This window comes from Bacillus sp. FSL L8-0152, from assembly GCF_038006365.1.
Classification (GTDB): domain Bacteria; phylum Bacillota; class Bacilli; order Bacillales; family Bacillaceae_G; genus Bacillus_A; species Bacillus_A cereus.
In genome coordinates, this window is record NZ_JBBOVB010000001.1 from 4,995,001 (window position 1) to 5,008,781 (window position 13,781).

Consider the following 13,781-nt stretch of genomic DNA (forward strand, 5'->3'; position numbering starts at 1 on the left):
GCTGGCGTAATTTTAAGAAGAGGCAACGATAGCATTGCAGGGCTCACGACTGCCGCTATGATCTGGGGTGCTTCTGGTATTGGTATTGCCGTTGGAGCTGGTTTCTATATCGAGGCGATTTTCGGAATGTGTTTCCTTATGATTAGTGTCGAACTTATACCACTCGCGATGAAATATGTAGGCCCTAGGTCATTTCGTCAACGTGATATCGCTGTGAAACTTGTTGTACGAAATATGGACAATATCCCAATTGTAATTGAAGAAATAAAGGAAATGGATATAAAAGTTAAGAATATGAAGCTTAAAACATTAGAAAACGGTTCTCACTATTTACATCTTAAACTGTCCATTGATCAAAAAAGACCTACTGCTGATGTTTACTATGCTCTTCAACATCTTGAAAGTGTCCAACAAACTGAAGTGGAAAGTATGTAGCATAAAACAAACTCTCTTTAATTAGAGAGTTTTTCTTTTTTCTATAATGGTAACAATGAATGTAGTCCTGCAAAACAAGGAGGAATTTACTATTGAAATCCCGTCCGAATTTAGTAGATACATTTCGTGATTCCATTATTTTTCGTTTAATTTGTTTTATTATTGTATTCACTGCTTTTTCTGGTTTTCTTATACATAGATTAGAACCCTCTCATTTCACTACATGGTTTGACGGAATTTGGTGGTCAATCGTTACCATTTTTACAGTTGGATATGGAGACTTTGCTCCTCATACAACGATAGGAAAACTAATAGGTATAAGTATTATTTTATTAGGAACTGGCTTTTGTTCTTATTATATGGTTCTATTCGCTACTGAGATGATCAGTAAACAATATATGAAAATTAAAGGTGAAGAAGCCGCTACCTCTAACGGTCATATGATTATCGTTGGCTGGAATGAGCGTGCAAAACATGTTGTAAAGCAAATGCATGTATTACAACCAAACCTTGATATCGTTTTAATTGATGAAACACTTTCTTTACTCCCAAAACCATTTCATCATTTAGAATTTATAAAAGGTTGTCCGCACCACGATCAAACTTTATTAAAAGCTAATATTAAAACGGCACACACCATATTAATAACAGCGGATAAAGAAAAGAACGAAAGCTTAGCAGATACACAATCCATTTTAAATATTTTAACTGCAAAAGGACTCAATCCAAACATTCACTGCATCGCAGAACTACTTACTACTGAACAAATTCAAAATGCAACGAGAGCTGGCGCGTCAGAAATTATAGAAGGAAATAAATTAACGAGTTATGTATTTACCGCTTCTCTTTTATTCCCTTCTATTTCAGGTGTACTATTCTCACTTTACGATGAAATCTCTGATAATAAATTACAACTGATGGAGCTTTCTCCGTCCTGCACCGGACAAACCTTTGCAAATTGTAGCTATACCCTTTTAAAACAAAACATTCTCTTACTAGGTATAAAGCGCGACGATCAATATATGATTAACCCAGTCCATACCTTCATTCTTATCGAAAGCGACGTACTCATTGTTATTCACCATTAAGAAAATGTTTTTCTAGTTCCCGCATGAGCACTTTTCCAATATTGATATATTTTCTTTTCACTTCTGCATCTGGATCTTTCGGTTCAGCAAATTGATCCATCCCACTCGTTCCCGCGGTTAAAGTATTCACATTATCATCTAGTTCGTCTTGATATACGTGCGAAAGAATATACGGCGTTTCAAGACGGACTACTACACCAGGTACATCTAGTTCACCATCTACTGCTGTAAACGGCACTCGTAAAAATTGATACCCATCTTCTTCATCGATTTTGTAATCGAAGCATCCTTTATCATAATCCCAATTACCACCAATACTATATCCAAGTGGTTTCATAACCTCTTCTAATTTATATAACGCATATGTACGTCCTTCTAAATTTGATTGAATCGGAATCAAGCCCATCCCTCCAAGACTTTTCCTTTAGCATACCCACTCTAGTTTGAATATACTGATGGACTTTTCGATAAAATAATAAAAAGCGACCGGAATCCGGTCGCTTTTTATTATTTTAAACGCTCTTCTAATTCTGCTTTTAATTCTTCAAATCCTGGTTTACCAAGTAAAGCAAACATGTTTTTCTTGTATGCTTCTACGCCAGGTTGGTCAAATGGATTTACGCCTAATAAGTAGCCGCTCATCGCACATGCTTTTTCGAAGAAGTATACAAGGTAACCGAATGTGTACTCATTTAATTCAGGAATATTTACGATTAAATTTGGTACTCCCCCGTCGCTATGTGCAAGTAATGTACCTTCGTATGCTTTTGTGTTTACGAAGTCTACAGTTTCACCAGCAAGGTAGTTTAATCCGTCTAAATCGTTGTCTTCTAATTCGATTGTTAGTTCATGTGTAGATTTACCTACTTTAAGAACTGTTTCAAATAAGTCACGACGACCTTCTTGAACGTATTGACCTAATGAGTGTAAGTCAGTTGAGAAGTTTGCTGAAGATGGGAAAATACCTTTTTGATCTTTTCCTTCACTTTCACCAAATAACTGTTTCCACCACTCAGCGAAGTATTGAAGTGCTGGCTCATAGTTAACAAGCATTTCAATTGTTTTTCCTTTATTGTATAAAGCGTTACGAACTACTGCGTATTGGTAAGCTGGGTTTTCTTCTAGTTCTGATGTTCCGAAGTCATCATGACCAGCAGCTGCACCTTTCATCATCTCTTCAATATTTAAGCCACTTACTGCGATTGGTAATAAACCAACTGGCGTTAATACAGAGAAACGTCCTCCAACATCATCTGGAATAACGAATGTTTCGTAACCTTCGTTATCAGCTAATGTTTTTAATGCACCACGTGCTTTATCTGTAGTTGCATAAATACGTTTGCGAGCTTCTTCTTTTCCATACTTCTCTTCTAATAACTTACGGAAAATACGGAATGCTAGTGCTGGCTCTGTTGTTGTACCTGATTTGGAAATAACGTTAATAGAGAAGTCTTTACCTTCTAATACGTCCATTAAATCTTTCATGTAAGTGGAGCTAATGTTTTGTCCAACAAATAGCACTTGTGGAGTTTTACGTTGTTCTTTAGATAGCGTGTTGTAGAAAGAATGGCTTAACATTTCGATTGCTGCGCGTGCTCCTAGGTAAGAACCACCAATACCTACAACAAGTAAAATGTCAGAGTCGTTTTTAATTTTTTCTGCGCATTTTTGAATGCGAGCGAATTCTTCTTTGTCATATTGAAGCGGAAGGTCTACCCACCCAAGGAAATCGTTCCCAGCTCCAGTTTTTTCGTGGATTGCGTGATGTGTTACTTTCACTGCATCACGTAAATAAGTGATTTCATGTTCACCGATGAAGGATAACGCTTTAGAATAGTCGAACGTTACATGTGTACTCATCTTTTTCCCTCCAATTATGGATATGTATTTCTGTATTCACTTTAGCGAAACTGAAGTTGTAAATCAAGCGATTCAACCATTGTAAACGTAACCAATATATATTTTTTAGAAAAAGTTCATTTTTTGCATAAAAATTCGCATTTTTCGGTATAGATGTATATACATCCTCTTTCGAACATTTTTTATGTATAAAAACAACATAACTACCCCATTCTATAAAAGAGTTAATTAACTCATCGCTTGCTCATGCTTCACAATTAAGGGGGGCTTTTTCATGAGTACTTTGCAACGTATCGCATTAGTCTTTACTGTAATTGGCGCTGTGAACTGGGGACTAATCGGATTTTTCCAGTTTGACTTAGTAGCAGCCATTTTCGGCGGACAAAATTCAGCTCTTGCACGTATTATTTACGGCATCGTTGGTATATCTGGGCTTATCAACCTTGGTTTACTGTTTAAACCATCTGAAAATCTTGGTACGCACCCAGAAACAAACGAAATTCGATAATCAGTATGTCCTTTCACCTCCGACATACGAATATGATTGCATGCAATCATATTTGCAAATATATATCATAAGATAAAGTAAAAGAGGAACGCATATGAGCGTTCCTCTTTTACTTTGTTAACTCGGACTCTTCAATCCATTCTGCCAACTTTTCTCGCAGCGTATTAAATCCGTTTTCAGATGGATTCGGTATAAGAATCCTTCCTTGTTTTCTTTTCGCCGCTTTTAACGATAAACTCATTTTTCTGTGCTCTTCATCAATTGAAAGTACCTTTACTTCTACTGTATCGCCGACTTTTAAAAAGTCATGAATATCCTTTACATATCCATTTGTAATTTCAGATATATGCACAAGTCCTTGTGTTTCTGCATCTAACGCTACAAATGCACCGTAATCTTGAATTCCAGTCACTTTCCCTGTTACAACCACTCCTGTTGTATATTGTTCTGACATATGAAACACTCCCATACGTTTACCATTCTCTCTACAATTATAGAGAGCAAAGCAGATATATTTATTTTAAATATCCGATTGGTTAGTACGCATTCTAGATAATGATATCTAGAATGCGTATACCTTATATTAGTAAATTATACCACTATGACAGAACTCATTCAAAATTCATGAAAAATTTCCCTTAAAGAAGTATAATTCTCCAATATTGGGATAGACTACTAACACATGGCTTTCTAGTATTCCCCCCCTTTTATGGACAAAACGTATTACGTTTTGTCCTTTTTTTATTTTCTACAAATCGTTCCATTCTCTTCATCGCTTCCATAAGTTGTTCAAGCGACGTCGCATATGAACAACGAATAAATCCTTCACCACTTTCGCCAAATACGCTACCAGGGACAACGGCCACTTTTTCTTCCAACAATAACTGTTCTGCAAATTCCGCTGAAGATAATCCGGTTGAAGATATAGAAGGAAAAACATAAAATGCTCCGCCCGGCACATGACACGTTAAGCCCATTTCATTGAAAGATGTCGTCATGAAGTTACGACGCTTCTTATAGCTATCTCTCATTCGAATTACTTCATCGTTCCCTGCGCGTAACGCCTCAAGTGCTGCAAACTGAGACATCGTCGGTGCACACATCATTGAATACTGATGGATTTTGAGCATTAATTCTGAAAATTGAACAGGAGCTGCAATCATACCGAGGCGCCATCCTGTCATCGCAAATCCTTTTGAAAATCCTGAAATTAAAATCGTATGCTCACGCATATTTTTAATACTCGCGAAACTTGTATATACTTCGTCGTATACAAGTTCTGCATAAATTTCATCAGATAATACGATTAAATTGTACTTCTCAACAATCACTGCTATTTCATCAAGCTCGGATTTATTTAGCATTGCACCTGTCGGGTTATTTGGTGAACAAAGCAAAATTGCCTTTGTTTTCGCTGTAATAGCTGCTTCAATTTGTTCTGGTTGTACTTTAAACTCGTTTTCTAACGTAGTCGCCACAGGAACCGGAACTCCTCCAGCTAATGTCACAAGTGGTGCATAAGAAACGAAGCTCGGTTCAATAATGAGCACTTCATCATCAGGATTTATAATGGCGCGCATCGCTACATCTAACGCCTGGCTCGCTCCAACTGTAACAATGATTTCATCACTTGGATCATAAGATACTGCAAATTGTTTTTTTAGATACTTTGCTATTTCTTGACGGAGCTCCAATAATCCTGCATTTGCTGTATATGACGTATACCCTTGTTCCAAAGAACGAATACATGCTTGCCTTACATTCCAAGGTGTAACAAAATCCGGCTCTCCTACCCCGAGGGAAATAACACCTTTCATATTTGCTGCTAAATCAAAAAATTTTCGAATACCCGATGGTTTTAAAGATTCTGCTGATCTAGATAGTTCAAATTGCTTCATGGTGTCACCACAATTCGCTTATCATCATCGTCTTTTTCATAAATAACGCCCTCATGTTTATACTTCTTCAAAATGAAATGAGTAGTTGTAGAAACAACAGATTCAATTGTTGCTAATTTCTCAGAAACAAACATCGCTACTTCTCCCATCGTTTTCCCTTCTAATGTAATAGAAAGATCATATGTCCCTGACATTAAATAAACGGATTTCACTTCTGAATAACGATAAATTTGTTCAGCAACCGCATCAAACCCAACGCCATGCTTTGGCGTAACTTTCACATCGATCATTGCCGTTAAACCTGTATGTTCTTTCACCTTCGTCCAATCAATATGTGTTACATAATCCACAATAATCTTTTCATTTTCTAACCTCGCAACCATCTTCTTTACTTCTTCTACCTCTATATTTAACAGCTTCGCTAATGTATCTACAGATAATCGACTACTCTTTTCAAGACAAGCTAATAATTCTAATTCTTTTTCTGTCACCATATAAATCATCCTTCCTTTTCGTTTGTGTTTAAATTATACAAATACCCTTTCCAGTTTGAAAAGAAGATTTTTCTATTGAATTATGTCAAAATAAAGTGAAACTTTAATCAGCGGAAAAATGCGTGATAAAGCGAAAGGGGATGGAACCGTGAAACCAAAAGTTTATATTGCTGAACCAGTTCCAACATTTGTAGAAAACTATTTATCAGAACACTGTGATTATGAAAAATGGGATCAAAATGAGAAAGTACCTCGTGATGTTCTATTAGAGAAAATACAAGATAAAGATGGGTTATTAAATTTCGGATCTGCTATTAATGAAGAATTACTGACAGTGGCTCCTAACTTAAAAGTAGTGAGCAACATTTCTGTCGGTTACGATAATTTTGATTTACAAGCGATGAAAAACCGAAATGTTATCGGAACGAATACACCATATGTATTAGATGATACAGTAGCTGATCTCGTTTTCGCCCTTATGCTATCAGCTGGGCGCCGCGTTTGCGAACTCGATTCTTACGTGAAAAATGGTGAATGGAACGCTGAAATCGGAAAAGAACACTTCGGACTCGATGTACACCATAGCACAATTGGTATTATCGGTATGGGCCGAATTGGAGAAGCCGTTGCAAAACGAGCAAAATTCGGATTTGATATGAATGTTCTTTACTATAACCGCCGTCGTAAAGAAGAAGCTGAGCAAAAATTCGATGCTACATATTGTGATTTACAGACGCTACTGAAGCAGTCTGACTTTATTGTTCTTCTTACTCCATTAACAGATGAAACATATCACCTTATCGGAGAAAAGGAATTTTCATTAATGAAAGAAACAGCAATCTTCATTAATGCTTCTCGCGGGAAAACAGTAGATGAAGAAGCGTTAATCCATGCTTTAACAGAAAAGAAAATCTTTGCAGCAGGTATTGATACATTTACACAAGAGCCGATTCAAAAAGATAATTCACTCTTATCATTACAAAATGTTGTGACTTTACCACACATCGGATCTGCAACATTAAAAACTAGGCAGCAAATGGCTATGACCGCCGCTGAAAATTTAGTTGCAGGATTACAAGGAAAAACACCGCCTAATATTGTTCGCGGGTAATACTGAATAAACGAAAGGCAAGATGACATCGTCATCTTGCCTTTTTTTGTTAACATATTTTCTCCTTCCTTGGAGATGATATGAACAAAAATCAATGGAGTGACAAAAAATGAATCACGAATATACTTGTCCTTATTTCACTTTTTCCACTCGCGGCACTACTATTCATTACGAATTGTATGAACACGATAATAAAACAGAACGTCCTACTTTCGTACTCGTTCACGGCTTTTTATCTTCCTCATTCAGTTACCGTCGTCTCATTCCCTTACTATCGAAAGCAGGAACAGTGATTGCTCTTGATTTACCACCGTTCGGAAAAAGTGATAAGTCTCATCTGTTTAAGTATTCTTATCACAATTTAGCAACGATTATTATTGATTTAATTGAACATTTATCTCTCTCAAACATTGTATTAGTTGGGCACTCTATGGGTGGGCAAATTTCTCTCTATGTAAACCGTATACGTCCTGAACTCATTTCAAAAACGATTTTACTATGCAGCTCTAGCTATTTAGCACGCGCAACCTTACCTTTACTATACTCTTCTTATTTACCGTTCTTTCATTTATACGTAAAGAACTGGATTATTAGACGCGGTATTGTTCATAACTTAATGAATGTCGTTCATGATCACTCATTAATTGACGATGAAATGAAAAAAGGTTACTCCGCTCCTTTTTATGACGACCGTATATTTCCCGCTTTAACTCGCATGATACGAGACCGTGAAGGTGACTTATCTTCAACTGAATTACAAAAAATCGAAACACCTACACTACTCATTTGGGGTGAAAAAGACCGCGTCGTCCCTGTACATGTAGGTCATCGTCTACACAAAGATTTACCGAATTCAAAATTTATTTCTTACGAAAATACAGGACATTTACTACCTGAAGAAAAGCCTGAACATGTTTATGAAGAAATTATCGCTTTTTCTGCGCAATAAAGTGAAACTTTAATTAGCCCCCACCTAACTTCTTTGCTTCTGCTGAATTTTGAGGTGGGGGTCTTACTGCCCGGCAAATAGCGGGATAATATAAAAAAGGCCGTCGGAAATTCCGACAGCCTATAATGAACAGCTTCCGCCTTCTTTTATTACAAGTAATTCCACAGCTAATTTCTCACATTTTTCAAGCGCAGGTACTTCCTCAAAAGACATAAAGTATATATGTTGAATCTTCTTTGCGATGTATTTTGGATCATCAAACACACTTATGACGTTCACAACATCGCTCGCTTCTGTTTCATAAAACTCCGGTCCCATTTGAAACGGATCCCAATTCTTCACAACCTCTATCATCTTTTCATATGTACCCATTCGCTTCCCGCCTTTTCACTTTTTAATACTTTTCTTTATCCTATCACATCAGCTATTCTATAAGAAGAGAGAGAACTTTCATAACTTATTGGTTTTACAGAAGAAGGGGGCAAACATATGCAACTATTTCATAAAGCAATCAATCGACGTGGAACGCATAGTATAAAATGGGATACATATAAAAACGAAGAACTTATCCATGCTTGGATTGCTGATATGGATTTTGAAGTACCAACACAAATTCAAACTGCTTTAAAGAAACGTATTGAGCATCCTATTTTCGGCTATACACTTCCTCCCGAAAATATTGGAGATATTATTTGTAACTGGACAAAAAAACAATATAACTGGGACATTCAAAAAGAATGGATTGTTTTTAGCGCGGGGATCGTTCCAGCTCTTAGTACGAGCATACAGGCTTTCACAAAAGAAAACGAATCCGTTCTCGTACAACCACCTATTTATCCTCCATTTTTCGAAATGGTCACAACAAACAACAGGCAGTTATGCGTGAGTCCATTACAGAAACAAAATGATACATATGTGATAGACTTCGAGCATTTAGAAAAGCAGTTTCAGCAAGGTGTCAAACTCATGCTTCTTTGTAGCCCTCATAACCCAATCGGACGCGTTTGGACGAAAGAGGAACTTGTGCAGCTCGGATCGTTATGTACTAAATATGACGTTATCGTTGTCGCGGATGAAATTCATTCCGATATCATTTATGCAGACCATACACATACGCCGTTCGCTTCCTTATCTGAAGAATTAGCAGAGCGCACTATCACTTGTATGGCTCCAAGTAAAACATTTAATATCGCTGGATTACAAGCTTCGATTATTATCATTCCAAACGAAAAACTCCGTCACGCCTTTACAGCTATCCAATATAGACAAGGCTTCCACGGGTTAAATATCTTTGCCTACACAGCGATGCAAAGTGCCTATACAGAATGTAATGATTGGTTAAACGAAATTCGATTATATATAGAAGATAATGCTCAATTTGCTTGTGAATATATTAAAACTCACATACCTGCTCTTTCCGTAACGAAGCCAGAAGGTAGCTTTTTATTATGGATTGATTGTTCTCGTCTAAAGCTTTCTCAAAACGAGCGTACTGCATTACTTGAGGAAAAAGGAAAAATCATCGTTGAACCTGGTGAGAAATATGGGTTAGGTGGCGAAGAACATATTCGAATTAACATCGGCTGTCCACGATCTGTTTTAGAAGAAATTTTGAACAGACTGCGTCATACGTTTTCATAATAATAGAGGAGTCTGTCCCCTAATCATTCTTGGACAGACTCCTTTGTCCTATTTTATCGGTAAGTCGATATATTCCAATAATCACTGATATATTTTCACTTATACTACACAAAAAAAAGCTACCAGCACGGTAGCTTTTACTTTTTCTTCATATCTGCTGCTTTTTTTACAATTACACCACAAGCAATTCGATCGCCTGATTTACCTGTCGGTTGTGTCATACCATCATCAGGGTTTTCTGTAATAATAATAGACGCTCCATCTTTTCTATGAATCGTCGTTTTTCCTTCTTCAAGTGTGATGTGAGGTGCATCGATTTCCGCTTTAATCTTCCCAGAACCATCTGCAACTACGTTCGGTAAATCACCGTTTTCTGCACCCTTCGGATTAAGAAGACCATGTTTTTTATCATCAGGATTAAAATGATTCCCAGATGATTCAAAACGAGGTGCCTTACACTCTCCGATTTCATGTACATGTAGTCCGTGTGGTCCTGGCGTGAAACCTTCTCCTTTAATCGTAATTTTCACGCCACTTGTTTGCTGCACTACTTTCGCAGTCCCTACTTCATCTCCTGAAGCATTATGTAATTTCACTTCAATTTCTTTCGGCTTTCCTTGGTCACAACCTGCCATCAGAAATAATAAACAACAACTGAAAAAAAGCCGTTTCTTCATTCCATTCCCTCCAAAATATATTCTGCCCTTAGATTGTCCGAGCATAGAGGGAAACATACAAAAATGCGTTACTGTTTCTTTTCAGCTAATAGTTTTTCTTCAACTTTCTGTAATCGCTCCGCTTCGCGTTTTGATACACGAATGAACATACGCCACGTAGCAACGGCACCAATTATAAATAGCACGCAAACAATCCCTGGAATAATATATTCTGTTTTATCTTCCGGAAAATATAAAGGCATCATATAGAACACTCCTTATTATAGGATTTGTAAAACATCAGAATTTTCTGTTATATAACTTTAAATTATAGTGGAACCTATCCATATTCTCAAGGGGGCGTTCCGAAAGTGAATGATTTCTTTGACTCCTTCTCCTACTTTCCTTACTATAAACTTGAGGTGAAAAATATGAGAGAAACATTTGAAATTGGTGAAATCGTTACTGGTATTTATAAAACTGGCAAATACATCGGCGAAGTTACAAATAGCCGCCCTGGCAGTTACGTCGTAAAAGTATTAGCTGTTTTAAAACATCCGGTGCAAGGTGACTTACATAACGTAAAACAAGCTGACGTACCATTTTTCCATGAAAGACGCGCTTTAGCTTTCCGTGAACAGACGAACATTCCAGAGCAAATGGTGAAAAAATATGAAGGAGAAATTCCGGATTATACCGAGTCACTAAAATTAGCATTAGAAACCCAAATGAATTCATTTTCTGAAGATGATTCACCTTTTGCAGAGCGTAGTCTAGAAACATTAGAACAGTTAAAGAAAGACTACAAACTTTAAAAAACAAAACGACCAAATTACATAATGTGCAATTTGGTCGTTACTGTGTGCTCACTTTCTTTAACACTTTTGAAAAGTCAACGAGTTCTCCTAATGTTGGAGGTGCTGGTTTTACTAAATACTCTTTATCTTTTTCTACTAGTTTAAAAATATTGTACGTCGTCATCGCATCATCAAGCGCACAATGATGCTTCCCTGTCCCTACTTTTCCGTACGCCTCAATTGCTTTCCATAATCCTGTTTGATTTCTTTCTCCAAAAAACTTCTTATACTCAAGCGATAAATCACGACACTGTCCGAAGAATGGAAAAGCTATCCCTGCCATTTCACAATTATGCTTCAGCACTTTCATATCCATATTTCCCCACGTTACAATTGTCGGTTTACATTTCGTTTCGTATTCCGCAAGCTTCTTAACGAGTTCAGGAAATGAAATCCCTTTATCCACGACTTCTTGTTTTATTCCTAAAAACTTCTTACATCGATCCGTTAAAGAGGGAAATGTTTTCGGCCTGACATGTGATGAATACGTATCTTCCACCTTACAGCCAGCAACTGAAACGAGTCCTACCTCAATAATTTCCGGAAAAAATCCTTTCGGTTTCTTTCTATGCTGGGGCATCGTAAACTCAAAGTCTAAAAATAAAAATCGTTGTTCATCCATACGATCCCTTCCTTATCATTTTTATCATTCCTTTCTATTTGACACTCCTACACGAACAAGCTCGAATGCTAATTCCATTTTAAATATTCAGATTGGATGTATCTTATATATATGTCAAATGCCCACAAATATTTTAAAAAATAAGAAAAAATGACCTATGCAGAAAATATGACAAAATCCCTCCTTGCATTTACATCCGCAGTTTTTCTACTTTATAATGACGTTATGTGTGTTTCATCTAGTTAATATTTGACACACTAAGAAAAATGAATGAAAGGAGATGAGATTTTTGCACGAAACAACGCAAGAACTCGCTAACTGGCAGTATTATTTTGCTATCGCAGTCTTTTTAATTACATATGCCATTATTATTTCTGAAAAAATTAATCGCGCTGTCATCGCACTTCTTGGTGCAGCATTCATGGTAATTGTGGGGGTCGTCGATTTACATAACGCCTTTACGAAACATATTGAATGGGGAACGATTACGCTACTCATCGGTATGATGATTTTGGTGAACATTACGAGTAAATCAGGTGTTTTCCAATACGTTGCCATTAAAGCAGCAAAAGGGGCACAAGGAAATCCAATTAAAATTTTAATTTCCCTTTCCCTACTTACCGCGCTTGGCTCCGCATTTTTAGATAACGTTACAACTGTACTTCTTGTTGTTCCAGTTACTTTATCTATTACGCGCATACTGCAAGTAAATCCTGTTCCATATTTACTTTCTGAAATTATTTTTTCAAACATTGGGGGAACGGCAACATTAATTGGTGATCCACCTAACATTATGATTGGTTCTGCCAATAAGCATTTAGACTTCAATGCTTTCCTATTGAACCTAGCACCAATCGTAATTATTATTATTGGAGTTACAGCAACAATACTTTACTTCATGTACCGTAAACAATTAATTGCCGATCCTGTACAGGTTAAAAAATTAATGAGCTTAGATGAAAAACAATACATTAAAGATCCAGTATTAATGAAAAAATCTTTAACGGTGCTTGGACTTACGATTGTAGGTTTCATGACTCATTCTATTTTCCATATTGATGCGGCTATCATTGCCTTAACTGGTGCTACTGTACTTATGTTAATTGGTGTGAAAGAGCATGAAATTGAAGAAGTATTTGCAAGCGTAGAGTGGGTAACAATCTTCTTCTTCGCAGGGCTATTCGTACTTGTTGGAGGACTTATCGATATCGGTCTTATCAAAATGTTAGCTCAAAAAGTAATTGGTATAACAGGCGGAGATATTTCTTACGCATCCATCCTTATTTTATGGGTATCTGGTATCGCCTCTGCAACAATTGATAACATCCCATTCGTCGCAACAATGATTCCACTTATTAACGATATGGCAGTTGGGCTAGGCTTATCACCATCTGACGCACAAATCGATGTATTATGGTGGGCATTAGCACTAGGTGCTTGTCTCGGTGGAAACGGAACATTAATCGGAGCTTCTGCTAACGTAATCGTTGCAGGTATTGCGAGCCGTGAAGGACATAAATTTAGTTACATGGAATTCCTAAAAGTCGGTTTCCCAATTATGATCGTTTCATTAATCATTTCTCACATTTATATTTATTTACGCTACCTTATGTAGTAAAAAGAGCGCTCTGATAATCAGGGCGCTTTTTTACTTATATCTAA

Annotated in this window: 17 protein-coding genes (1 of these 17 running past the window's edge); 8 read left to right on the top strand and 9 right to left on the bottom strand. The window is 36.9% G+C overall.

The window, feature by feature from the left end; translation table 11 throughout:
* Together MHH27_RS25435 and MHH27_RS25440 are read left to right on the top strand one after the other, a co-directional pair.
* Positions 1 to 435, top strand: partial view of an MgtC/SapB family protein gene (locus MHH27_RS25435; protein WP_000386677.1) — the 3' portion only. 246 nt of this gene lie to the left of the window's left edge; the window shows 435 of its 681 coding nt (coding positions 247-681); its start codon lies off the left edge, out of view; it ends in the stop codon at positions 433 to 435.
* Positions 436 to 527: 92 nt separating this feature from the next.
* Positions 528 to 1,523 carry a potassium channel family protein gene (locus MHH27_RS25440; protein WP_000842316.1) on the top strand — a complete coding sequence of 332 codons (996 nt, stop codon included), beginning with the start codon at positions 528 to 530 and terminating at the stop codon, positions 1,521 to 1,523.
* Here MHH27_RS25440 and MHH27_RS25445 read toward each other — a convergent pair.
* Positions 1,510 to 1,923 carry a YugN-like family protein gene (locus tag MHH27_RS25445; RefSeq protein WP_000612347.1) on the bottom strand — a complete coding sequence of 138 codons (414 nt, stop codon included), beginning with the start codon at positions 1,921 to 1,923 and terminating at the stop codon, positions 1,510 to 1,512. The genes MHH27_RS25440 and MHH27_RS25445 overlap by 14 nt on opposite strands.
* 107 nt (positions 1,924 to 2,030) lie before the next feature.
* On the bottom strand, positions 2,031 to 3,383 hold the full coding sequence (locus MHH27_RS25450; RefSeq protein WP_000103664.1) for a glucose-6-phosphate isomerase: 1,353 nt from the start codon (positions 3,381 to 3,383) through the stop codon (positions 2,031 to 2,033).
* A 274-nt stretch (positions 3,384 to 3,657) separates the two neighbouring features.
* Here MHH27_RS25450 and MHH27_RS25455 point away from each other — a divergent pair, with 274 nt between their 5' ends.
* Positions 3,658 to 3,891, top strand: coding sequence for a DUF378 domain-containing protein (locus tag MHH27_RS25455; RefSeq protein WP_000105788.1), 234 nt, complete (start codon positions 3,658 to 3,660; stop codon positions 3,889 to 3,891).
* Positions 3,892 to 4,000: 109 nt separating this feature from the next.
* Here MHH27_RS25455 and yugI read toward each other — a convergent pair whose 3' ends face one another.
* From yugI to MHH27_RS25470, 3 genes are all read right to left on the bottom strand, one after another.
* Positions 4,001 to 4,345: a S1 domain-containing post-transcriptional regulator GSP13 gene (gene yugI / locus MHH27_RS25460; RefSeq protein ID WP_000003764.1), complete on the bottom strand. Its 345-nt coding sequence runs from the start codon at positions 4,343 to 4,345 to the stop codon at positions 4,001 to 4,003.
* A 253-nt stretch (positions 4,346 to 4,598) separates the two neighbouring features.
* Entirely contained in the window at positions 4,599 to 5,789 is a 1,191-nt protein-coding gene (locus MHH27_RS25465) for an aminotransferase (protein WP_000808528.1), read from the bottom strand.
* Positions 5,786 to 6,283, bottom strand: coding sequence for an Lrp/AsnC family transcriptional regulator (locus tag MHH27_RS25470; protein WP_000255696.1), 498 nt, complete (start codon positions 6,281 to 6,283; stop codon positions 5,786 to 5,788). Before MHH27_RS25470 ends, MHH27_RS25465 begins: the two co-directional genes overlap by 4 nt.
* A gap of 118 nt (positions 6,284 to 6,401) precedes the next feature.
* On the opposite strand from MHH27_RS25470, the gene MHH27_RS25475 reads away from it, so the two are divergent.
* On the top strand, positions 6,402 to 7,394 hold the full coding sequence (locus MHH27_RS25475; protein WP_086422454.1) for a 2-hydroxyacid dehydrogenase: 993 nt from the start codon (positions 6,402 to 6,404) through the stop codon (positions 7,392 to 7,394).
* 109 nt (positions 7,395 to 7,503) lie between these two features.
* Positions 7,504 to 8,343 (top strand): alpha/beta fold hydrolase, encoded by an 840-nt coding sequence (locus tag MHH27_RS25480; protein ID WP_001015204.1) that lies wholly within the window; start codon positions 7,504 to 7,506, stop codon positions 8,341 to 8,343.
* Between the two features lie 120 nt (positions 8,344 to 8,463).
* On the opposite strand, the gene MHH27_RS25485 is transcribed toward MHH27_RS25480, so the two are convergent.
* Positions 8,464 to 8,715 carry a YugE family protein gene (locus MHH27_RS25485; protein WP_000537641.1) on the bottom strand — a complete coding sequence of 84 codons (252 nt, stop codon included), beginning with the start codon at positions 8,713 to 8,715 and terminating at the stop codon, positions 8,464 to 8,466.
* A gap of 117 nt (positions 8,716 to 8,832) precedes the next feature.
* Here MHH27_RS25485 and MHH27_RS25490 point away from each other — a divergent pair, with 117 nt between their 5' ends.
* On the top strand, positions 8,833 to 9,984 hold the full coding sequence (locus MHH27_RS25490) for a MalY/PatB family protein (RefSeq protein WP_098250796.1): 1,152 nt from the start codon (positions 8,833 to 8,835) through the stop codon (positions 9,982 to 9,984).
* Positions 9,985 to 10,121: 137 nt separating this feature from the next.
* Here MHH27_RS25490 and sodC read toward each other — a convergent pair whose 3' ends face one another.
* Together sodC and MHH27_RS25500 are read right to left on the bottom strand one after the other, a co-directional pair.
* Complete coding sequence (sodC, locus tag MHH27_RS25495; protein WP_023523265.1) at positions 10,122 to 10,661, bottom strand: superoxide dismutase [Cu-Zn]; 540 nt, start codon at positions 10,659 to 10,661, stop codon at positions 10,122 to 10,124.
* Between the two features lie 68 nt (positions 10,662 to 10,729).
* Complete coding sequence (locus MHH27_RS25500) at positions 10,730 to 10,906, bottom strand: hypothetical protein (protein WP_000982763.1); 177 nt, start codon at positions 10,904 to 10,906, stop codon at positions 10,730 to 10,732.
* Positions 10,907 to 11,071: 165 nt separating this feature from the next.
* On the opposite strand from MHH27_RS25500, the gene MHH27_RS25505 reads away from it, so the two are divergent.
* Positions 11,072 to 11,455, top strand: coding sequence for a kinase-associated lipoprotein B (locus MHH27_RS25505; RefSeq protein WP_001209343.1), 384 nt, complete (start codon positions 11,072 to 11,074; stop codon positions 11,453 to 11,455).
* 40 nt (positions 11,456 to 11,495) lie between these two features.
* On the opposite strand, the gene kapD is transcribed toward MHH27_RS25505, so the two are convergent.
* Positions 11,496 to 12,119 (bottom strand): 3'-5' exonuclease KapD, encoded by a 624-nt coding sequence (gene kapD, locus MHH27_RS25510; RefSeq protein ID WP_000344356.1) that lies wholly within the window; start codon positions 12,117 to 12,119, stop codon positions 11,496 to 11,498.
* 289 nt (positions 12,120 to 12,408) lie between these two features.
* On the opposite strand from kapD, the gene MHH27_RS25515 reads away from it, so the two are divergent.
* Positions 12,409 to 13,734, top strand: coding sequence for an ArsB/NhaD family transporter (locus MHH27_RS25515; RefSeq protein ID WP_000545210.1), 1,326 nt, complete (start codon positions 12,409 to 12,411; stop codon positions 13,732 to 13,734).
* The last annotated feature ends 47 nt before the right edge of the window (positions 13,735 to 13,781 follow it).

What these genes read in the sequence shown, in the direction of transcription:
- MHH27_RS25505 (WP_001209343.1), top strand. Translation starts at nt 11,072, where the DNA reads ATGAGAGAAACATTTGAAATTGGTGAAATCGTTACTGGTATTTATAAA.
- MHH27_RS25500 (WP_000982763.1), bottom strand. Translation starts at nt 10,906, where the DNA reads ATGATGCCTTTATATTTTCCGGAAGATAAAACAGAATATATTATTCCA.
- yugI (WP_000003764.1), bottom strand. Translation starts at nt 4,345, where the DNA reads ATGTCAGAACAATATACAACAGGAGTGGTTGTAACAGGGAAAGTGACT.
- MHH27_RS25450 (WP_000103664.1), bottom strand. Translation starts at nt 3,383, where the DNA reads ATGAGTACACATGTAACGTTCGACTATTCTAAAGCGTTATCCTTCATC.
- sodC (WP_023523265.1), bottom strand. Translation starts at nt 10,661, where the DNA reads ATGAAGAAACGGCTTTTTTTCAGTTGTTGTTTATTATTTCTGATGGCA.
- MHH27_RS25465 (WP_000808528.1), bottom strand. Translation starts at nt 5,789, where the DNA reads ATGAAGCAATTTGAACTATCTAGATCAGCAGAATCTTTAAAACCATCG.
- MHH27_RS25490 (WP_098250796.1), top strand. Translation starts at nt 8,833, where the DNA reads ATGCAACTATTTCATAAAGCAATCAATCGACGTGGAACGCATAGTATA.
- MHH27_RS25480 (WP_001015204.1), top strand. Translation starts at nt 7,504, where the DNA reads ATGAATCACGAATATACTTGTCCTTATTTCACTTTTTCCACTCGCGGC.
- kapD (WP_000344356.1), bottom strand. Translation starts at nt 12,119, where the DNA reads ATGGATGAACAACGATTTTTATTTTTAGACTTTGAGTTTACGATGCCC.
- MHH27_RS25485 (WP_000537641.1), bottom strand. Translation starts at nt 8,715, where the DNA reads ATGGGTACATATGAAAAGATGATAGAGGTTGTGAAGAATTGGGATCCG.
- MHH27_RS25455 (WP_000105788.1), top strand. Translation starts at nt 3,658, where the DNA reads ATGAGTACTTTGCAACGTATCGCATTAGTCTTTACTGTAATTGGCGCT.
- MHH27_RS25470 (WP_000255696.1), bottom strand. Translation starts at nt 6,283, where the DNA reads ATGGTGACAGAAAAAGAATTAGAATTATTAGCTTGTCTTGAAAAGAGT.
- MHH27_RS25475 (WP_086422454.1), top strand. Translation starts at nt 6,402, where the DNA reads ATGCGTGATAAAGCGAAAGGGGATGGAACCGTGAAACCAAAAGTTTAT.